We start from the raw sequence: 20,244 nt of genomic DNA, 5'->3' as shown, positions 1-20,244 counted from the left end.
AATGTATTGTCGCACATGTGGAAAACAACATGGTGAAGAAGTAAATTATTGCCCAAATGAAGGTAGTATGGAGATTGCAGGAGCTATAGATGCAGTAACATTAGAAAAAGATACTGCAAAATACTGCAGAGGTTGTGGCAGTGAAAATGCTCAAAAAAATTTATATTGTCAAAAGTGTGGGTATTCTTTATCTGTTGTGAAGAAAAAAGAACAAACTGTAAAATTGCCTACAATGGATGGTGCTCCTAAAGTTGAATTTAAAGCAGATAAAGCCGTTTTACAAAAAGGTTTTATTGGTGGGGCTGTTGCAAGTATTCTCATGTTAATTGCTGGTTGGATTGGTAGTTTATTATTTGCCTCTATGTTAAGTGAGATGTTTAGCAAATTTGCGAAAGAATTAGAAATGTTGCCAAGTTTTTATTCGAGTGCAACTTCTACGATGTTAAGTTACCATTTACTTGGTTTTACAGCTAACGATGATAGTGGATTGATATTTTCTTTATCTTGGCATACTCCATTTACATTATTATTAATCATTCCATTTATTATTTTCACTGGTACAGGAATTTGGTTAGGGAAACAGCATGTTGCGAAAACGATTAAAGATCAAATCTTTATGGCAGCAACAGTTGGTATTATTTATGGAGTCTTTTTATTCATTATAAGTTTTATAGCATCACAATCTTTTGCAATCCCATTCTCAGAAGCAGGTAAGATTACGGTTGGCTATTCAGCGATGAAGAGTTTATTGAGTGGTTTTGTATGTGGGACATTATTTACCTTATTAGGATTTATTGCTCATACAAGCAAAAACAATATGGCAGCAGCATTTCAAGAGTTAATGCCATATGGAGCGTCTGTTTATTACGGTGTTTCGGCTATGATAAAAGGACTTTTAGTAACAGCAGTAGCGGTTTGTATTATGGCGTTAGTAAGTAAGGAAAACGGTATTGAACCATTAAAAGAAATAACAACTTTAAAATCTGAAAGTACATTATTAGCATTAGAGTTAACACCTCAATTATGGAGTATGGCTCATTTTGCGCCGTTAGAAGTATCAAGTCCAGCACTTAGTAAGGAATTTACTAGAATTGGTAAGAAATCAAATGCACATGAGAGCACACTATCGTTTTCATTTATATCAGGCGTCTCTGTAAATGGCGTAGAGCTTAGAGAGATATTGATTTCAAAAGGAGCAAATGAGGAAAGCCTTGCAGAATTTGATAGAGTGAATAACGTATTCCATTATGGTTTATTACTGCTTATTATTCCATTGTTCTTTATGTTTAGAGCGGGAAGAAAGTTAGCTAAATTACCGACTGCCAATATATATATTACATTAGCGGTATGCAGTGGTTCTTACACAATTATGATGATTGTAATGAATATGATTTCTAAGTTCCAAATTAATGTTTCAGGAACTGTAACAAGTTTATTTGGAACAAGTGGAACGGTATTATCTATGCAAAATTCATTTATATATTTAACTTTGTTTAGCTTGATTGTGACATATGTAGCAGCATTTGCTGGAATGAAATTAGCTAAAAAATAGGAGGAGAGCACGTTGAAGTTTTGTGGAACATGTAAAAAGAACGTTGCAGACCATTTGAACTTTTGTCCTGAGTGTGGGAGTAAAGTAGAAGTAATCGTTGATAACACTGCTGCTTCATATAAAGAATTACAAAGCGAGACAAAACCAGTGAAAAGTAAGAAAAATTTATTTTTAATCATTGGTTTTGCCATTATTGCTGCATTATTATTTGGGGCATATAAATTTGGAGCATATAAGTTTTCAAAAGAAAAGCAAGTAAATGTAATGATTGAAGCATTCCAAAAGAAAGATATTAATGCAATTGATGAGTTTGTAAAAGCAAATGATTCAAGCTTAAAGATTAAGACAGAGGATATTAAAGCGTACATGCGTTATTTAAAAGAGAATCCTTCTTACAACAAACAATTACTGTCTTATTTACAGAAAGAGACAGTAGATCAAAAGTTAACAAAAGATAAACCTGCATTTAAAGACGGGGAAATAGTAGAAGAGGGAAAAGAGTGGTTCTTATATCCAAAGTATAAGTTCAGCATGAAATCTTATTATATGAATGTAAGTACAACTGCAAAGAATGCAGAAATATATGTGAATGACAAAAAAGAAACAGAGCTTTCTAGTGATAAAAATTCGAAAGAGTTGGGGCCATACTTCCCAGGTACATATGTTGTAAAGGCAACGGCGAAGACAGAACTTACTGAATTAGAAACAGAGAAAGAAGTAGATTTAGCGGATGAACAGAGCGAGAAAGTGAAAATTGATTTATCGCTTGAAGGCAAGTATGTAAGCATTTCTTCTGATGAAAGTGATGCAACTGTATTTGTGAATGGGAAAAAACGTGGAAAATTAAATTATGGAAGTTATAAGCTTGGCCCTGTATCCACAGATGAAACAGTAGAAGTACATTTAGAGAAAACTACTGATCTTGGTGTGATGAAATCTGAAAGTGTTAAAATTGGAGACCAAAGCACATATTACTTAAAATTCCCGAAAGAAACATCAAGTTCAGCAGTGGGCGAATTTGTAAGAAATCATATTTATGATAACGTACGTGCAATTTCATTAAATGATTTTAGTTTAATTGAAAATAATTATGATAAGAGCGGAAAATCGTATAAGGAAGACCGTGATTATATACAGTATTTACACAAAAAAGGAATTACAGAAGACTTATTAACGATGGAAGTTCGTAATGTAGAGCGTCAAAGTGCTACGAAATATAAAGTAACGACATATGAAGAGTATCATATTCGTTACGGTGATGGATCTGTGAAGTTCAAAAGTTTTAATAACGAACATATTGTAACTGTGAATGGAAATGGAAAGATGTTGTATCATTCTCTTGGTGCAAATAATACGTTGAAATCAGAAGATGTATCTGGTCCAACTCGTTAATATGTGAGAAGCTGTTCAATATTTGAACAGCTTCTTTTTTGTAGCTAAATCGATATTTCGTGTCGAACCGTTGATATATCGTAAGTTATGATAGATATAATCGAAAAATCGTTGATATATTTTTTTACAATTATGAGTGTGTTTCCTTTAGTATCGCTTGTACATATGGATCATGTAGTATTTGCTCTATAATTGGCAACATATTTTGTTCAAATGGAATGTCGATAGGAAATGGCTTTTGAGAGCCTGGTTTTATTCCATATTGCACAATTTTGTAATGTGTATTGTTTTCAGACTTGAGCACAATTAACTTATAGCGGTTATCATCGCCAGCGAGTGAAAAATCAATAGAAGTAGCGTTATATGTTACTTCATCTTTATATATGTACGGTTTTGGCGTACCAATCCAGTCTACTTTTGCTTGTACATTCATGGGCGTAGCCTCCTTATATGTATTATAAATAAATAAAAGCCAGCTCTCAATAAAGAGAACCGGCTTGTAATTTAGCAGTCATTGGTTATTTTAAAATTTTCACTTTAACAGTTTTGCGTCCCCATTTTTGAGCAGCGCTATCTGATCCAAGTAAGATATCAATACGGGTACCTTTAATTGCACCACCAGTATCTCCAGCGATAGCTTCTCCGTAACCTTCTACCCATACTTTAGATCCTAATGGGATTACTTTCGGGTCAACAGCGATCATTTTCATGTTTGGATTCGCAGTTAAATCATGACCCATTGCAGTTAATACACGGCCGCCATATGTGCCACCGTTTTCGCTCGGGTGAGCTGTATATGCTGTAGCTACAACTGTTAACTCACGACCACCAGATGGTGTGTTAGTTTCAGCAGCTTTCACAGCAGGCTTAGCAGCTGGTTTTGCTTGTGCTACAGGTGCTTGAGCCTTAGCTGGTGCTGCAGCTTTAGCAGGAGCAGTTGTTTCTTGTTTCTCAATTACAGGTGCTGTACCTGTTAAGAAAGGAACATGAACATAAGCTGTTTTCCCGTTATATTCAAATTGTAACCACTCATTTTGTACTTGGTTCGTTGTTTCGATTACATCGTCTTTCTTCAACTTTCCAAGAACCTCTGAGTTTGTGTTCGCTTCAGCACGTACGTTTAATACGTTAGCTGTTACGTAGTAGATGCTTTTTGTGAACTCTGCACTTACGAATGCGTCTTTACCGTCTAAAGTAATTTTTGACCATCCGTTCTCTGTATTTTGAACATCTATTTTATTACCGTTTAGTAATTTACCGACAACTTTTGATTCAGTAGTAGGGTTTTCGCGTACGTTTAGTACGTCTGTTGTTACAACAGTTTCTGCATTAGCAGATGATGTGAAAATCCCAAGACCAAAAACTGCTGCTGTTGCTATACCAATTAATTTTTTCATGATAGCCTCCATTGCGTTTGTTTTCGTGTCCTCATTATAGCAACAGATTTTTTCGGATTTGGGGAAAACACACAATTACAAACCATTCGTAATAAGTCGTTAACATCCTGTAATATAACAAAAAATATAGGAAAGCGTTTTTCATTCTATATGACTCATAGGTTTCTAGTTATATTCAAAATATTTAATACAACATGTTTTTTTCGACGTAAATAAAAATGTTACAGGAATGTTACATGATGTTTACTAAACGATTACATTCCTTGAGTATTTTACCGTTTTATGGGTAATATAGTTATATAAACATAAACATTTTGTTTGTGAAGCTATAAACACGTGCTATATACTAGCAAAAAAACCGCATAATTGTTACAAAACGAAAGGGTTGCAAGGAAGAACTTTGCCCTTTTTTACATATGTAACACATCCTTTTTTAGGAAAATACATTCCTATCCGCGTTTTTCTCACACAATTTGACAGCAGTATTTCTAACTTGTAGCTCTTGCAGAGTGAAAAGGTTATACGAAAGGTAAGGCTGTCCATAAGAATTCGAATTGGTGAAGGTGAAAGTAAGAAAATCACCGCAAAATTATAGTTTTCTATCCGATTTTACATATCGGAATTTATGTTATTTACAAAAACGAAACCTACGAAGGGGGATTTGATGAGGAAACTGACAAAAACATTCATCGTTTCATTAACATTATGTATTGCATTTACAATTTGGGGGATTATTCCCGAATCTATTATTGGAAAAGGTAGCTTAGGAAATGTAACAACCGCAATTCAAACTGCATTAGTTAGTAAGTTCGGGTGGTTTTATATTATTTCCGTTTCTATTATTTTAGGTGTGTCTATCTTTTTAATTGTTTCGAAATACGGTTCTATTCGTTTAGGTAAAGATGATGATGAACCTGATTATAGTTATATGACATGGTTTGCTATGTTATTTAGTGCTGGTATGGGTATTGGCTTAGTTTTCTGGGGCGTTGCCGAACCATTAAACCATTTATACGCACCTCCGTTTGGAGATAGTGCAACTGAGGAAAGTGCGCGCCTTGCACTGCGTTTTTCATTTTTCCATTGGGGATTACATCCTTGGGGACTATATGCGTTTGTAGCGTTATGTATTGCTTACTTTACCTTTAGAAAAGGAAAAGCAAGTACGATTAGTGCGACAGTAGGTCCGTTATTTAAGGGCGGGGAACACGGGCGTATTGCTCATTCATTTGATGTGTTAGCTGTTTTCGCAACTGTGTTTGGTGTTGCAACGTCATTAGGTCTTGGTGCGAAACAAATTGCAGGTGGTGTTAGTTATTTAACATCTATCCCGAACTCATTAACGACTCAGTTAGTTATTATTGCAATCGTAACAGTATTATTTATGTTATCTGCGCAAACAGGTCTTGATAAAGGAATTAAATATTTAAGTAATACGAATATTATTTTTGCATTTGCACTTATGATCATTGTATTATTTGCAGGTCCAACAAACTTTATTATGAATTACTTCACTTCAACAATCGGTTCTTATATTCAGGAATTGCCAAGTATGAGTTTCCGTTTAAGTCCATTAGACGAAGGTGGGAATCAATGGATTCAGTCATGGACAATTTTCTATTGGGCATGGTGGATTGCGTGGTCACCGTTCGTAGGTACGTTTATTGCTCGTGTTTCACGAGGTCGTACGATTCGTGAGTTTGTTATCGGTGTGTTACTTGTGCCGACCGTAATTGGTGCACTTTGGTTCTCTGTGTTCGGCGGTACTGGTATTCATATGGAGCTGTTTGGTGATGCACATATCTTCGACAAAGTGAAAGAAATGGGAACAGAAGTAGGATTATTCGCTATGTTCGATCAGATGGGCAGCTTTGGATCAGCTTTATCAGTTTTAGGTATTTTACTTATTGCAACATTCTTTATTACATCGGCAGACTCTGCAACATTTGTTTTAGGAATGTTAACGACACATGGTAGTTTAAACCCACCAAATCGTATTAAAATGATTTGGGGTATCGTTCTAGCCGCGATAGCTTCTACGCTATTATATATTGGCGGATTAGAAGCCTTACAAACGGCAGCTATCATTGCGGCATTCCCGTTCGTCTTCGTTATTTTCTTTATGATGGCAGCATTATTTAAAGAGTTACAAAAAGAAGGGCGTATGAAGCGTCATTAATAATAGAAGGAAAAGAGCTGATTTCATATCAGCTCTTTTTTATTTCTCTATTTGCCTGTAAAAGTACAATTGGTGATGGCTAATGAAAGTTTCACTTTATATAGAAGGAATTTGAAATGCGGGTAGGGGAAATAAAATACTTTACCATATAAGTAGTATGCCTTTTATACGAAGAAAAAACGATAGATTTCGACAATATTCGATATCTTACGAATTCTATTCGTATTTTTGTCAAAAATATGTCGGAAATGTGTTGTCACGTTTATATATATGTGCTATATTATTTCCTGTAAGCGATTTCAAATAGTTTTAAAGCGCATTCAAGGGGGACATCTAGAATAATGAAACGTTACGAAAGAAAGTGGAAGCATATTTGTTTGAAACGTGTGGCACATCGTAGTGTCCAAGAAAGCACGGAACCTAAGACTGAAACGCGCAAAGAACAGCAAGAGAAGCAATTGGTTCTACAAAAATAGCAATCACTTTTTCGTATATAAATGAAGGTCGATCGTTCGTTGGGGGATGGACGTGAAATTACTTTCAGCTAAGGGGTATTGTCTGATATATAATTTATACGGCAATAAATAAGCACAGAGCATACGGCGCTCTGTGCTTATTGTTATTATTTATCTTTTTTGAATCGAACTGTCTTATCCCAGCCAATGACTTGTTTCTTGCTCTTTGCACGTAAGTATAAGATTAAGCTACGAATAAATAAGTACGTAAAGAGCTGTGCGTACGTAAAGTACATAATAACGCTAATGAAAATATTAGTCGGTGTAAAGGTTCGTTCAACACTCTGGGCACTAAATAATTGAGAAACATATGTAATATATGCGACATACCACATAAATAGTAGCGGAATGCTATATTGAATTTGGAATATCCCGAGTAGCCCAATTACAAACCAAACGTTTGAAATGATTAGGAATAGCCAAAATACAACATACACTAGAACTTGTTGTAAGGAATGAACAAGCAGCTTTCCTTTAAAGAAACTTAATGACGAGAACATTTTTTCTAAAATATATAAATTCCCTTGGAGCCAACGTGTACGTTGTTTAATAAGAATTTTTAAATGCTCTGGTTCTTGTTCCCAAGTAACTGATTCTGGGACGATTGGTAAGAGATAACCTTTTTGTGTAATTCGTAATGTTAATTCAGCATCTTCTGCAATTGCATAAGGATCATAGCCACCAAGCTCTTCTAGTGCGGAGCGACGAAGAAGCATATTTGTTCCTGTCAGTGAGCCTGTTTGGAATAGTAACCAGCGTCCAGATTGCATAAGGAGCTGGAAGATTTGGAATTCTAGTGAAATCATTCGCGTCAGCCAGTTTCGCTTTTCGTTTACTGTACGAACGTGTCCAACAGCTCCAACAGCATCTTCAGTTGTTTCAGCGTGCTCTACAAGCATTCGCAGTGCGTGTGGTTCAGGCTGGTTATCTGCATCGTAAACACAGAAGTATTCACCATCTGAAATACTAAGCCCATAGTTTAGTACACGTGATTTACCCTTCGGTTCACCGGGTGGAACACGAATATGGCGAATATGAGCATAAGCTTTGTCGAAATCATCGCCGATTTCAGGTGTTTCATCTTGAGAGTTATCATTTAATAAATAAATAGTTAGCTTTCCTGGATATTCAATCTTCGCCATTGCCTCTAAAGTATCTTTAATAACGACGCCTTCATTATGGGCAGGTATGAAAATATCGACGCTCGGATAATGTTCTAGCGTACGATCTTTTCGTTTGCTATTTCGATGAATTAAGCCCGCAATTGTTAAGAAAGAGTAGTAAACGAGTAAGCCAGAGAATAGAAAGGCCGTAAAAATCAGTACATATTTAATTGAAAATGTGATACTAATCCAAAAAACGAGTACGCAAAACAGAAGGAATAAAAGAAGTATAACGAGAGTCATCATAACAGTGTCTGTCCTTTGTTTCCAATGTGCTCGCGTGAAATTTTTATATCTCGGATTGCTTCAGCAGCAAGCCATTGCTCCATTTTTGGCTTTAGGCGGTTCATTACAATGTCAGCACCAGCTTCATTTGTGTTTTGTAATAAAATAACTAGCGTATTATTATCATATTCAGCAGCAAGGTCAAAATCATTCCTTACCGTTTCAACTAATAAGGAAGCTACACGGTCCATAACACTTTCCTTCGTATATTTACTAAAGGAAGTGAAATCAAAGTAAATGATAACGCCTGTTTCATTACGACGATTCATTGCAGTCGTTAATAACGCTTGGCGTCTCTCGAATTCTTGTCTTGTTAGTAATTTGGATTCTCCAATATATTGTTCCAATGTTCTCACACGCTCAGTTAAAGTTTTATTTTCATGAATCACTTTTTTCAATAGGTGAGTTGTTATATATACAATGAAGAAGTTAGCTGCCATCAGGAAGTGGGTAATCATATATTGCCATTGATCTGATGTACTCCATAAGTGAAGCCATGCTTGATAGAACAAATAAAATACGGAAATAATGGTTCCTAGTATGAAGAAAACAAATGCTGTTTTGTCAGCTAAAAATAAGAATAGTACATTTACGATTACGTATATTATTGTAAAAATGAGCGCATGCTCATATTTCGTCACATGTACAGTAGTAAAATAAAATACAATTTGTAAAATCCACATAGAGAGGATTTTATAGAACTTATCTTTCACAAAACTTTCCTCCTTAAAGCTATTTCATCAATAGATACTTGTAGTATGCGCAATTATTAAGAAATTGACTATGTCGTTACATTCTTTTGAAGGGCAACAACAAGTAGTATCTCTATTTTCATAAGAAAAATAAAAAGACTTAAACATTATTGTATCATAATGTACTTATATTTAGGATAAATTGATTAATAGATACATAAAAGACGCTTGGATTGCATGAAAAAAGTCTCCTCTTGTAGAAAGAGAAGACTCTATATAAGTTTATAGGAACATCATACCTGCAACTGCTGCATTTAAGAAGTTCGCTAATGTACCAGCGATAACTGCTTTAATCCCTAATTGTGCAATTTGTTTACGGCGAGTAGGAGCTAACGTTCCTGTTACACCTAATTGAATTGCGATAGAAGAGAAGTTTGCGAATCCACAGATTGCAAATGTTAAAATTAGATTTGTTTTGTCAGAGAACTCTGCCATGTGTGGTCCTAAGTTTGCGTATGCAACGAATTCGTTGATTGCAAGTTTTTGACCGATAAAGCTTGCTGCTTGTACAGCTTCACCAGGAGAAACCCCGATTAAGATTGCAAATGGTGATAATAAGTAACCGAAGATTAAATCAAGGCTAAGTTTAATATCGAACAGAGAACCAACCCATCCTAATAATCCATTTAATAAAGCGATTAATGCGATGAAAGCCATTAACATTGCTGCTACGTTAATAACAAGTTGCATACCTTCAGATGCACCGCGTGCAGCTGCATCGATAACGTTTGCGTCTTCACGTTCTGTAGAAAGTTCAACGTTATTATCTACTTTTTCTGTCTCTGGCATAATGAGTTTCGCAATTAATAAGCTTGATGGAGCTGCCATTATTGCAGCTGCTAATAAGTGCTCTAACGGAATACCCATTGCTGCATAGCCGACAAGAACAGATCCAGCAACAGCTGTCATACCGCTTACCATAATAGTGAAGAATTCACTATTTGTTAAGCGTGCTAAGTAAGGTTTAATTAAGATTGGAGCTTCAGTTTGTCCTAAAAATACAGTCGTTACTGAGTTTAAGCTTTCTGCTTTAGAAGTTCCAAGAAGTTTACTTAATGCACCACCAACGACGCTAACAAATTTCTGCATAATACCAAAATGATATAAGATTGCTACTAATGAACTAATAAATACGATTGGAAGTAGTGCTTGAATAAAGAATACAAATCCCCAAGGTCCTTTTGCGTTGACCAAATCCCCAGCAACGAACTTAATTCCCTCGTAAGAAAAATTAATTAATCCTTGAACACCGTCAGCAGCGTGTTTTAAACCTGCTTTACCAGCATCCCATCGTAATACGATAAATGAAAATGACATTTGTAATGCTAGCGCGATTAAAATTGTGCGCCAATTAATAGCTTTGCGGTTGGAAGATAGTAAGAATGCAATTGCTAATACTCCAATCACGCCGCCAATTCCCCATAAAAGATTCATGCAGTGTATGCTCCTTCCTCATAGTAAAAACAGTGTATAAACCAGTTGTCTATACGTTTACGAATATAACATCTTAAGTAACTTATCATAATGGACATCGGAGGTCAAACGTCTAATGAAAAGTTTAAATAAAAAGAAAATTCTTCAAAAAAACACATATGAAATAAATAGACATGAAATAGGTTATGTTTTTTATGGGAATATATACATTATGATAACGTTATGCATTGTTTTTGCAGAATAAAGTGTATGAAATGGAAGAATGGATACATTATTTTTGTAGAGAGAAGGTAGGAGAAAGGGAGTAATATGTTGAACTCATAGCAAAAAAGCCTTCTAGTAAACTAGAAGGCTTTGAAACTATTAATTAAGGTGCTTTCGTGTATCCTAAGAAGTGGCTCTTCCAATAAGAGTTACTTAATGAAGCGATTGCTACACCTTTATCTCCAGCTTGGATAAATGATCCGCCCCCAAGGTAGATACCCATGTGAGAAGGACCAGATTTATAAGTGTTTTGGAAATAAATTAAGTCACCAGGTTGTGGACTTGAAGTTTTTGGTAGGCTACTCCAATATCCTGCAACACTTTGGCGGCTAATGTTATGACCAAATTTCTTAAATACGTGGTAGATGTAACCACTGCAGTCAACACCGTTAGCAGAAGTTCCGCCCCAAACGTATGGTACACCTTGCATTGATTTTGCGTATGCAAGTACGGAAGAACTGTCGCCGCTATTATTACCTGTATTATTATTGTTGTTATTGTTTTGATTGTTATTTTGGTTATTGTTAGGCTTATTATCTACTGCGCCTCCAACTGGTGTTTTAGATAGGTAACGTGTTCCGATATAACCAGTTTGACCGTTGTAGTTAATTTTGCTCCATCCAGAGTTTTCAGAGATTACTTGAACCTTCTGACCTTGTGGAAGTGCGCCTATGATTCTATAATTTGTACCTTCGCCGCTACGTACATTTAGTGCAGAAGCATTAATGTAGTAGTCACCAATTGTACCTTGGTTAGGTTTTTCAGGTTGTTTTGGTTGCTCAGGAGTAGTAGTGCCACCTTTAACGAATTTTACAAATTCGCTGCTAACAAAGCCTGTTTTTCCTTGGTAATTTACTTTAAACCAACCGTTTTCAGATCCAACTACGTTTAATGTTGTACCGTTTAAAACGCCACCAATTACACTATGATAAGCAGCAGGGCCTGTACGAACACGTAAAGATGTAGCGTTAACTACATAAGAACCGCCAGTTTGAATAGTTCCATTATTGTTTTGCTCTTGTTTGTTGCCTTCTGTAACGTTTTCGTTAGAACCACCTTTTGTTACGTAGTCTTTGCTTATATAAGCAGTTTGTCCTGCGTAATTGATTTTGAACCAATCTTGAACTTCGCCAACAACTTGTACTACTTGTCCTTTTTTGACAGAACCTACAGTTGTGTGAGAAGTGCTAGGACCTGTACGAACGCGAAGGGAAGATACATTTACTGTATAGTTTCCGCTTGCTGGTTTTACTTCTTGGTTGTTATTATTCGTATTGTTGTTTGAAGAACCCCCATTAGAAGAAACGCCAGATACGAATTCGCCACTTACATAACCTACTTGTCCATTATGGTTAATTTTCACCCAACCATTTTCTTGTCCAATTACGTTTAATGTTTGTCCTGCATATACACGTCCAGAAACAGAACTAGAAGTGTTAGGAGCTGTACGTACACGTAATACATCAGCGGTAACTTTATTGTTTCCACCTGTGCTTACATTGTTGTTTGCTGCTCCACTTTTTGATACAAATTCGCCACTAACAAAGCCTGTTTTTCCGTTAATGTTAATTTTGAACCAACCATTTTCTTCGCCAATCACGTTTAGTGATTGACCGTTATAAACACGTGAGATGATGTCGTGAGAAGTGCTTGATCCCGCACGAACATGTAAGACGCTCGTGTTTACCGTATAAGATGAGTTGTTTGACGCAGAAGCTTGGACAGTTGTAGCAGCTTTTTGTGTATTTTGTTCAGGTGCAGCTTGAACACTATCAAGTGTAGGTGCTGCTCCTCCTGCTACAGACACTGCCGCAAGACCGGCAAGATACTTTTTCATAATTTGTCGATTCCTTTCTGTCTGTAATGTAGTGAAGAAATATTTACCAACTGTTAAAAATTCTAAAGAGCATGTCGATTACTGTCAAGGCTTATGTGGGAATCTGAATATGACAAAAAGATTACAAGAAAAAATCAAGATATAAATTTACACCTTGATTTCCATTTAAATGCATATATTGAATATAAAAGGACAGAAATTATTCGTGTTTAAGAAGATGACATATTGGATTGTAACAAGATTTTATTAAAAGATTTTTGCAGTTTTTTGGTGATAGCTCCAACTTGCCCATCTTGAATCGCGGTTCCATCAAGGTGGGTCATTGGTAAAATTTCAATTGTTGTGCCTGTAAAAAAGCATTCATCTGCTTGATAAACGTCACGAACGCTGAAAAGTTCTTCCTGTACAGGAATGTGAAGAGTATTCGCTAAAGAAAGGACATATTGACGAATAATGCCATTTAAAATAAGGTGATTGGCTGGATGTGTGTAAAGAGTTCCGTTTTTAATTAAAAAGAAGTTGGAATGGCTTCCTTCCGTTACAATACCATTCCTTACGAGAAGTGCCTCTTTACAGCCTTTTCGTTCAGCTTTCGTAGCAGCTAGTACGTTTGGTAATAAATTTAATGATTTAATGTCACAGCGTAGCCATCGAGTATCGGGTTCTGATATAGCGCGTATACCATATTCAATCCATAAGGCTGGTCTTTCTTTTTTTGTAATATAGGCATAAATTGTCGGAGGGGTGTCATATGAAAATACATGTGTGCGAGCTTGTACACCACGAGATACTTGCAAATAAATTGTGCCATCTTCGTGGAAATGGTTTCGTTCAATTAATTTGTAAAGTAAAGTGATGAGCTCAGCTTTTGAGAAAGGGAGCGATAATTCTACTTCTTCCATGGATCGATATAATCTCGTTATGTGCGGATCTAATAAGTGAAAGTTCCCTTTATATAGGCGAATAACCTCGTAGACACCATCTCCGAACTGCGAACCTCTCTCTTCAAGTTCTATGTACGTTTGTTGTTTTGTTGTATCAATAACTTCATCATTCCAAAGTACAAATTTTTCGTATGCCAATTTCCGTCCCATCCTTTCGTAAGTACGTAAGTAATGTGAAACTTTCATTCATGCGAGATAAAAATCACTATAGTAATTTTTATGTAAGCAATTCTCTACATATGACCGTATATGTATTTGTAAATCATAGAGAAGTAAGGATGGTTTACCCCGCATTAACGGGCAGTAAAACTCCTACTTAAAAATTCGGGTGGAGCAAAGAAGTGAATTGGGCGAATAACTGCCCGTAGCTGCCCGATTGGTGAGGGCTGATTAAAGTTTCACTTTACAGCATTTTGTATATACAAATTCGAAAATAAGAATGAGAATCCTGCTTTTAAATAAAAAAAAGCAACATTCTTATGGAATGCTGCACAAGGAGGGTAGCTATCTTTCATAGGGACATTGTCTCGTTGAATGTTTTGGGGGTGGAAACGGAGCGTGCGGCGGGACGCTGGTGGGGAGGGGGGGGCAGGAGATTTACACACTTCTTTAAGGGGTCTTGCGAAGGATGAGAGAAAAGAAATATGTAGAACCTCGTTTACATATTTTATTATAGAGATTCTTCATTAACACTATGTGAATATTTGGTAAAGGTTATGTAATTTTAAAGTTAATGAATATAAGTAGTTGTATGGAAGAAAATAAAAAAAGAGGCTGAGATTACTCAGCACTCTTCTTTTCTTCTTTAATAACTGTTTTTACTTCACCAGTTTTGATCTTATTACTTTCAGAGAAGCGAAGTAAGTCACCTTCAATGATTTTATCAGACATGTTCAATTCATTTTGGGCGCGATCAATTAGTGGTTGAGATTCTTCTTTCGGTAATTGTACAACTTCGCCAGTAGCACGGTCATAGAATGTACTGTTTGTGTACATATATTTATCTGTAACGAAGCTACCGTCACGAAGAACAACGAATCCTTTATTATCAGGTGAGAATACATCATGACCGAATCGAACGTCATTTGTAGAATCTACACCAAGTAAGTTTAGAATAGTTGGTTTAATGTCAATTTCACCAGTTGGTTTCGAAATTGTTTTACCTTCTTTTTGACCTGGAACGTGAATAAACATCGGTGTTTTTTGTAAGTTCATATGGTCAAATGCAGTGATTTCTTCTTTTCCTAAGAACTGTGCCATTGCACGGTTATGGTTTTCAGAAATACCGTAGTGGTCACCGTAGAATACGATTACTGAGTTGTCGTAAATACCTTCTGCTTTTAGACGCTCAATAAAGTGTTTCATTGCTTCGTCTAAGTAACGAGCAGTTACCATGTAACGGTCAAATACTCCATCACCAGAATTGTATTCGTCGATTAATTTTGTACTGTCATCGTAAGTGAATGGGTAATGATTCGTTAAAGTAAGGAAGCGAGTATAGAATGGTTGCTTCACTTGTTTTAACATATCAATAGATTGATCGAAGTACTCGATATCTTTTAATCCCCAGTTTAATTTTGTTTCTGGCGTAATCTTGTAGTCAAGTTCGTTGTAGTAACGATCATAACCAAGTGCTGGATACATAATGTTACGGTTCCAGAATGTTGCGTTGTTTGCGTGGAATACCGACGTGTGATACCCTTGCTGACGTAAAATTTCTGGAGTTGCTGTATATTCATTGTTACCGTGTGTGAAGAATACAGCACCGCGGTCTAGTGGATATAACGAAGTATCTACTAGGAATTCAGCATCAGATGTTTTACCTTGACCAGTTTGATGGAAGAAGTTATCAAAGTAATAACTTTCTTTCGTAAATTGGTTTAAGAATGGTGTAACTTCTTGTCCGTTAACTGTTGCACCAATTAAGAATGTTTGTAATGACTCAAGAGAGACAACAATTACGTTTTTCCCTTTTGCAGTACCGAACATATTTGGATCTGGTTTACTGTGTGTTGTTTTTACGTAGTTTTCTGTTTCTTGTAATTTACTACCGTCAGCGAACGCTTTTTGTGAACTTGATTTTGCTTGTAAGCCAAGATCGTATACTTGGTGTACATATAATCCTAAGTTTTTAACAAGCATAACGCGGTCGAATGAACGTGTTAATAGTTCTGGGCGTTCAGCTTCTGCAAGTCCTAAGTTTGCGAAGAAAATAGCAACTGTTGATACGAAGTATAGAGAACGCATCGGGCGTGCTACACGCTCTGTAGGTGCAAAGTTCTTCATTTTCTTTAATAGAACGAAGAAAACGATAATGTCTGCAAATGCAAGGATAATTTTGTAGTTAAATAATTCTTTCACACTAGAACCTAAACTTCCGAAGTTAGATGTTTGTCCTAGCACCGGTAATGTAACGAAGTCATTGTAGAATCCGTAGAACATTACGTTACCAACAAGAACGATTGTTAAGACAAAATTAATTCCAAGTGCTATATAGTTACGTTTTTTCCCTTTTGCAAATAATGCAAGACCAACAAGCAGTAATGATGCTGCTAATGGGCTAAGGAATAAAATGAATTCTTGCATGAAAGATTCAAGTTTTAAATCAAAGCTTGTGCGTGTAATAAGGTAAGTTTTTAGCCATAAGGCTAAAGCTACGAATACAGTGAAACGCACATTTTGAAATTGTGATTTCAAGGTTTCTTTCATTCATTTCCACCCTTTCTCTATCAGGCTTGGTCGATTTTGGAGCGAAAAATGCTAAAATAAAAAATACATAGTTTTCTTGGCCATAATTAAAGGTTCTATATTCACCCATATACGACTATAACTATGCATACCCTTTTGGTTTCTTTTGTTGCTCATAAGCATAACGTCATTTCTGTATTATACAACAAAATTCATTTCTGAGAAACACTATAACATTTTACATTTTTTGTATAAGATTTGTCACTACCAGAGAAAACTTTAACATTCGTTTATATGTCCGTCAACTAGAAAATATAACAAAGGTAGAGCAGAATGTTAAGTAGAAGTGAAAATTTTCTTTGTTGAGAAATAAGAAACGAAGATGGATAAGGGTTATCTAGAAATCTATTATATGAAGGAAATCGTGTGAAAATTAACGAACACTTGTTCTTTTTTGGTTTGTTTGTTACAATAAAAGTTCATTGATAGGTTTTGTGTAATTTCCATGAACTTTTACTGATAACATATTGTAGCTTATTTCTTTTTAAAAATAGGGAGGCTTTTTACATGAAACAAAAATTTTCAGTTGAAGCGTTTTGGAAGAAAGTAAAACATGTTGCAAAGCAAGCTGGGGAGTCGGTCATTTATGCAAGTTTATTACTGTTTTACGTTTTGCAAAGACCCGATGTTCCAAAACGAGTGAAAATTATTGTAATTGGAGCACTTGCTTATTTTATTGCACCGATTGATGCGATTCCAGATTTCATTGCTGGAATTGGCTATACGGATGATTTAGGGGCGTTAACGGCCGCACTAATACAGGTGTCGTTATACGTCAATGAAGATGTGAAAGATAAGGCACGAGTGAAGTTGGCAGAATGGTTTGGTTCGGATATAGACACAACATTTATCGATCAGAAATTAGGTCAATAGGTGAAACCTGTCATAAGGTGACAGGACGAACGTAAGCGAGGAAGTGCATTATGCCATCAGGAAGAACGCATACGAAAATAAACTTAATATCCCTTCCGGTTGTTTTGTTTTTTCTCTTTTCGTATGGATTAACAAATTTTGATTTTTTATTAACTTTTGCAATTGGTTTTTTAGTAGGTACTTCATTTTTAACACCAGATTTAGATACGTACAGTAATGCTTATAACAAATGGGGTTTCTTACGTATATTTTGGTATCCTTATAAAAAAGTAATGCCGCATCGATCTTTCTTTACGCATACGATTATACTTGGTGATGTGATTCGTATTGCGTACATGTTAATCGTCTTTTCTCCATTTTTATTTCTATTAAATGTAATCGCACTGGATGGTAATTTAATAGAAATTGCGAAGAAACATGAGGTTGAAATTGTAACGTTCTTAATGGGAATTGTTGTGGCAAGTACGCTTCACATTATAGCGGATAAAGTGAATACGCGCCGAAAGAAAATGATGAGAAAAAAGAAGAAACGCAGAAGATAAAGTGAACGAATTAGGAAAAGGACCCTTGCAATTTGCAAGGGTCCTTTTTTAAACAAACGTTTGTTTAAAATTAAGCTTTCAGTACTTTAATTCCTTTTACAATGTTCCAGATGAAGTAGTATAAGCTGATGATTCCGCAAATAGCTAAGACAATCATTGATCCAATTCCAAGTGTTACATCTGCTTGGTCAGATCCCATGCCCATAATTCCTAAAATGGCTACGCCGATAAATGTAGCAATACTTGGAATGATGTGTGTCCATAGAGCACGTTTTGCATGTGGCTTTGTTTCAGCGTCCCCCACAATCCAAACGATAATTGGGAATAAGATAGGGGCAAATAGTACACTAAAGTACGATAAAGCAGCTAATATTTTGTTTCCATTCATATATATCACCTCATAAATAATGTCCGTTGTTATACTATTATTATGCAATAAATTTTGCAAGCTTTCTATCGATGAACATTACAGGAACATGACGATTTTGTAAGATTTTTTCGTCAAATGATAAAATTTTCAAAAAAATCTTTTTTAATGGAAATTGTTATGGTACAGTATAAATGAAAGTTGTTGAAAACGTTTTCTTAAACGTTTTTTTATTTTAGACTTAAAGGTATGATGACCTGATAGTCTATTGATGAGGTTATTCTATTTAAAAGGGGATTCTTTAGGGGGAGAGAACAATGAACACATGGACACAAGTTTATGATCCATTCGGAAACATTTGGATTTCGGCAGCGGTAGCACTTATTCCGATTATCTTTTTTTTCTTAGCTTTAGCAGTTTTCCGCATGAAAGGGTATGTGGCAGGATTTATTACAGTTGTACTTACAGTTTTAGTAGCGTTATTCGCTTATAAAATGCCGTTCACGATGGCAATGGCAGCGACCGGATATGGTTTCTTATACGGATTATGGCCAATTGCTTGGATTATCATTATGTCGGTATTTTTATATAAAATTTCTGTGAAAACAGGTCAATTCGATGTGATTCGTGCATCGGTATTATCGATTACGAACGATCATCGTCTACTTGTTATTTTAATTGGATTTTCATTTGGAGCATTTTTAGAAGGAGCGGCAGGATTTGGGGCACCAGTAGCGATTACAGCAGCACTTCTTGCGGGACTTGGGTTAAATCCTTTATACGCAGCAGGTCTTTGTTTGATTGCAAATACTGCACCAGTGGCGTTCGGAGCGATGGGAATTCCGATTACAGTCGCTGGACAAGTAACAGGTATTGATCCACATAAAATTGGACAAATGGCTGGGCATCAATTACCGTTCCTATCATTATTTGTGCCATTCTTTATCGTATTTTTAATGGATGGATTTAAGGGGATACGACAAACGTGGCCTGCGTTATTTGTAGCGGGTAGTTCATTTGCGATTACGCAGTTCATTACAGCGACATTTTTAGGACCAGAACTTCCGGATATTACATCGGCACTTGTAAGTTTAATTAGTTTAGCGCTGTTCTTAAAAGTTTGGCAGCCGAAAGAAATTTATCAATCTGGGCAAGTAAATAGTGAAGTAGCAGCAACAACGACAGCGGCATCGATGCCGAAATTAACGTTTGGAAAAGTAGTGAAGGCATGGTCCCCATTTATCGTATTAACGGTTATGGTAGTCATTTGGAGCCAAAGTTTCTTTAAGGCATTATTCACTCCAGGAGGGGCTTTAGAAAGTCTTGTATTTAAGTTTGAAATTCCAGGTCTGCATAATCTAGTAATGAAAGCAGAGCCAATTGTAAATAAACCAACGCCTTACGAGGCAATTTTGAAGTTTGATGTATTATCGGCAACCGGAACAGCGATTTTAATTGCGTGTATCATTTCCATGTTTATTTTGAAAATGAATGTAAAAGATGCAGTATTGACATTTAAAGAAACGTTAAGCGAATTAAAAATGCCAATTCTATCTATCGGATTCGTACTAGGGTTTGCATTTATCGCAAACTATTCTGGTCTATCTTCCACGTTAGCGTTAGCATTAGCCGGAACTGGCGGCCTATTCCCGTTCTTCTCACCATTCTTAGGCTGGATTGGCGTATTCCTAACAGGGTCTGATACGTCTGCGAATGCACTGTTCTCAAATTTACAAGCCATTACAGCGCAGCAAGTCGGCGTATCTGAAGTGCTCCTCGTTGCAGCAAATACAACAGGCGGTGTAACAGGTAAAATGATTTCCCCGCAGTCGATTGCGATCGCTTGTGCAGCGGTTGGTCTTGCTGGAAAAGAATCGGATTTGTTCCGTTTTACAGTGAAGCATAGCTTATTCTTCGTAATTATTGTTGGTATTATGACGTATGTGCAGGCGTATTATTTAACGTGGATGATTCCGTAAAGAGCAAAAGAAATAAGCTTT

15 protein-coding genes are annotated in these 20,244 nt (G+C 36.1%); 6 read left to right on the top strand and 9 right to left on the bottom strand.

Going from position 1 to position 20,244, the window contains the following annotated elements:
- Position 1 precedes the first annotated feature (1 nt).
- Both BC_RS26135 and BC_RS26130 read left to right on the top strand, forming a co-directional pair.
- Complete coding sequence (locus tag BC_RS26135; RefSeq protein WP_000271651.1) at positions 2 to 1,552, top strand: zinc ribbon domain-containing protein; 1,551 nt, start codon at positions 2 to 4, stop codon at positions 1,550 to 1,552.
- Positions 1,553 to 1,564: 12 nt separating this feature from the next.
- On the top strand, positions 1,565 to 2,944 hold the full coding sequence (locus BC_RS26130) for a zinc ribbon domain-containing protein (RefSeq protein WP_000666879.1): 1,380 nt from the start codon (positions 1,565 to 1,567) through the stop codon (positions 2,942 to 2,944).
- Between the two features lie 130 nt (positions 2,945 to 3,074).
- Here BC_RS26130 and BC_RS26125 read toward each other — a convergent pair whose 3' ends face one another.
- The gene (locus BC_RS26125) at positions 3,075 to 3,377 is read right to left on the bottom strand and encodes a DUF3910 family protein (RefSeq protein WP_001102539.1); all 303 of its coding nucleotides are present in this window, start codon (positions 3,375 to 3,377) and stop codon (positions 3,075 to 3,077) included.
- 85 nt (positions 3,378 to 3,462) lie between these two features.
- Positions 3,463 to 4,341: a cell wall-binding protein EntA gene (locus BC_RS26120; RefSeq protein WP_000733327.1), complete on the bottom strand. Its 879-nt coding sequence runs from the start codon at positions 4,339 to 4,341 to the stop codon at positions 3,463 to 3,465.
- 664 nt (positions 4,342 to 5,005) lie between these two features.
- On the opposite strand from BC_RS26120, the gene opuD reads away from it, so the two are divergent.
- Entirely contained in the window at positions 5,006 to 6,520 is a 1,515-nt protein-coding gene (gene opuD, locus BC_RS26115) for a glycine betaine transporter OpuD (RefSeq protein ID WP_001229103.1), read from the top strand.
- A gap of 622 nt (positions 6,521 to 7,142) precedes the next feature.
- Here the strand turns inward: opuD and BC_RS26110 are convergent.
- The 6 genes from BC_RS26110 to BC_RS26085 all read right to left on the bottom strand — a co-directional run bounded on the left by BC_RS26110 (position 7,143) and on the right by BC_RS26085 (position 16,423).
- Positions 7,143 to 8,444, bottom strand: coding sequence for a glycosyltransferase family 2 protein (locus tag BC_RS26110; RefSeq protein WP_000988751.1), 1,302 nt, complete (start codon positions 8,442 to 8,444; stop codon positions 7,143 to 7,145).
- Complete coding sequence (locus BC_RS26105; RefSeq protein WP_000653222.1) at positions 8,441 to 9,196, bottom strand: diguanylate cyclase domain-containing protein; 756 nt, start codon at positions 9,194 to 9,196, stop codon at positions 8,441 to 8,443. The genes BC_RS26110 and BC_RS26105 overlap by 4 nt, the downstream gene beginning before the upstream one ends.
- A gap of 261 nt (positions 9,197 to 9,457) precedes the next feature.
- Positions 9,458 to 10,669 carry a NupC/NupG family nucleoside CNT transporter gene (locus BC_RS26100; RefSeq protein WP_001051019.1) on the bottom strand — a complete coding sequence of 404 codons (1,212 nt, stop codon included), beginning with the start codon at positions 10,667 to 10,669 and terminating at the stop codon, positions 9,458 to 9,460.
- 367 nt (positions 10,670 to 11,036) lie between these two features.
- Positions 11,037 to 12,770 carry an SH3 domain-containing protein gene (locus BC_RS26095; protein ID WP_000760278.1) on the bottom strand — a complete coding sequence of 578 codons (1,734 nt, stop codon included), beginning with the start codon at positions 12,768 to 12,770 and terminating at the stop codon, positions 11,037 to 11,039.
- A 209-nt stretch (positions 12,771 to 12,979) separates the two neighbouring features.
- Positions 12,980 to 13,864: a D-amino-acid transaminase gene (locus tag BC_RS26090; protein WP_002195934.1), complete on the bottom strand. Its 885-nt coding sequence runs from the start codon at positions 13,862 to 13,864 to the stop codon at positions 12,980 to 12,982.
- Between the two features lie 630 nt (positions 13,865 to 14,494).
- Positions 14,495 to 16,423, bottom strand: coding sequence for an LTA synthase family protein (locus BC_RS26085; RefSeq protein ID WP_000665356.1), 1,929 nt, complete (start codon positions 16,421 to 16,423; stop codon positions 14,495 to 14,497).
- A 546-nt stretch (positions 16,424 to 16,969) separates the two neighbouring features.
- On the opposite strand from BC_RS26085, the gene BC_RS26080 reads away from it, so the two are divergent.
- Together BC_RS26080 and BC_RS26075 are read left to right on the top strand one after the other, a co-directional pair.
- Positions 16,970 to 17,335, top strand: coding sequence for a YkvA family protein (locus BC_RS26080; RefSeq protein ID WP_000810367.1), 366 nt, complete (start codon positions 16,970 to 16,972; stop codon positions 17,333 to 17,335).
- 50 nt (positions 17,336 to 17,385) lie between these two features.
- Complete coding sequence (locus BC_RS26075) at positions 17,386 to 17,877, top strand: metal-binding protein (RefSeq protein WP_001139056.1); 492 nt, start codon at positions 17,386 to 17,388, stop codon at positions 17,875 to 17,877.
- 70 nt (positions 17,878 to 17,947) lie between these two features.
- On the opposite strand, the gene BC_RS26070 is transcribed toward BC_RS26075, so the two are convergent.
- Positions 17,948 to 18,265 carry a DUF4870 domain-containing protein gene (locus BC_RS26070; protein WP_001014096.1) on the bottom strand — a complete coding sequence of 106 codons (318 nt, stop codon included), beginning with the start codon at positions 18,263 to 18,265 and terminating at the stop codon, positions 17,948 to 17,950.
- 296 nt (positions 18,266 to 18,561) lie between these two features.
- Here BC_RS26070 and lldP point away from each other — a divergent pair, with 296 nt between their 5' ends.
- Positions 18,562 to 20,223: an L-lactate permease gene (lldP, locus tag BC_RS26065; RefSeq protein WP_001099335.1), complete on the top strand. Its 1,662-nt coding sequence runs from the start codon at positions 18,562 to 18,564 to the stop codon at positions 20,221 to 20,223.
- Positions 20,224 to 20,244 lie beyond the last annotated feature (21 nt).

Source organism: Bacillus cereus ATCC 14579 (assembly GCF_000007825.1).
Taxonomy (GTDB): Bacteria; Bacillota; Bacilli; order Bacillales; family Bacillaceae_G; genus Bacillus_A; species Bacillus_A cereus.
Note: the sequence above shows the minus strand (reverse complement) of the source record. Positions and strands in the feature narration are given on the sequence as shown.

Coding starts and splice junctions, on each gene's coding strand:
- BC_RS26070 (WP_001014096.1), bottom strand. CDS start 18,265: ATGAATGGAAACAAAATATTAGCTGCTTTATCGTACTTTAGTGTACTA.
- BC_RS26110 (WP_000988751.1), bottom strand. CDS start 8,444: ATGATGACTCTCGTTATACTTCTTTTATTCCTTCTGTTTTGCGTACTC.
- opuD (WP_001229103.1), top strand. CDS start 5,006: ATGAGGAAACTGACAAAAACATTCATCGTTTCATTAACATTATGTATT.
- BC_RS26120 (WP_000733327.1), bottom strand. CDS start 4,341: ATGAAAAAATTAATTGGTATAGCAACAGCAGCAGTTTTTGGTCTTGGG.
- BC_RS26100 (WP_001051019.1), bottom strand. CDS start 10,669: ATGAATCTTTTATGGGGAATTGGCGGCGTGATTGGAGTATTAGCAATT.
- BC_RS26135 (WP_000271651.1), top strand. CDS start 2: ATGTATTGTCGCACATGTGGAAAACAACATGGTGAAGAAGTAAATTAT.
- lldP (WP_001099335.1), top strand. CDS start 18,562: ATGAACACATGGACACAAGTTTATGATCCATTCGGAAACATTTGGATT.
- BC_RS26125 (WP_001102539.1), bottom strand. CDS start 3,377: ATGAATGTACAAGCAAAAGTAGACTGGATTGGTACGCCAAAACCGTAC.
- BC_RS26085 (WP_000665356.1), bottom strand. CDS start 16,423: ATGAAAGAAACCTTGAAATCACAATTTCAAAATGTGCGTTTCACTGTA.
- BC_RS26080 (WP_000810367.1), top strand. CDS start 16,970: ATGAAACAAAAATTTTCAGTTGAAGCGTTTTGGAAGAAAGTAAAACAT.
- BC_RS26095 (WP_000760278.1), bottom strand. CDS start 12,770: ATGAAAAAGTATCTTGCCGGTCTTGCGGCAGTGTCTGTAGCAGGAGGA.
- BC_RS26075 (WP_001139056.1), top strand. CDS start 17,386: ATGCCATCAGGAAGAACGCATACGAAAATAAACTTAATATCCCTTCCG.
- BC_RS26090 (WP_002195934.1), bottom strand. CDS start 13,864: ATGGGACGGAAATTGGCATACGAAAAATTTGTACTTTGGAATGATGAA.